This window comes from Mesorhizobium sp. M7A.F.Ca.US.010.02.1.1, from assembly GCF_004023085.1.
GTDB lineage: Bacteria > Pseudomonadota > Alphaproteobacteria > Rhizobiales > Rhizobiaceae > Mesorhizobium.
On the sequence record NZ_RZRV01000154.1, the window covers coordinates 1 to 392 of the forward strand.

The following is a 392-nucleotide window of genomic DNA, read 5'->3' on the forward strand; positions in this document are numbered from 1 at the left end:
ACGCGGTGCTGAGTGTGGATGAGCCTTTATCATGGTTCTCGGGTAAGGTGGCACGTTTTCTGGGCGAGCTGTCCTTCCCACTCTACCTCGTGCATGTACCCGTTATCTGCTCATTGGGGTCATGGGTTTTGTTGACAAGCGGTTCCACCGCACTCGGCGCCGCCGCCGCCATACTGGGTTCGATCCTCGCGGCGTTGCCGCTCATGACCTTCAACAACTGGTGGGTCCAGATGGTCGGCGCCCTGTTCAACAGGTTCAGGCGCGGCGGACCTATCGCCGCGGCGCCTGCGGCGTCGAGCGCCTAACCGCCCGGCGCTGTGACGGCAGTGCGTCCGGTTCGGGTTCAGGATCCGATCGAATCCTTGATGCCCTTGAGCAGGGTCTTTGCGCCC

Annotated in this window: 1 pseudogene; it reads left to right on the forward strand. The window is 62.5% G+C overall.

The features are described from left to right. A pseudogene (locus EOA19_RS35150) lies at positions 1 to 305 on the forward strand (acyltransferase); the annotation flags it as partial. Between the last annotated feature and the right edge of the window lie 87 nt (positions 306 to 392).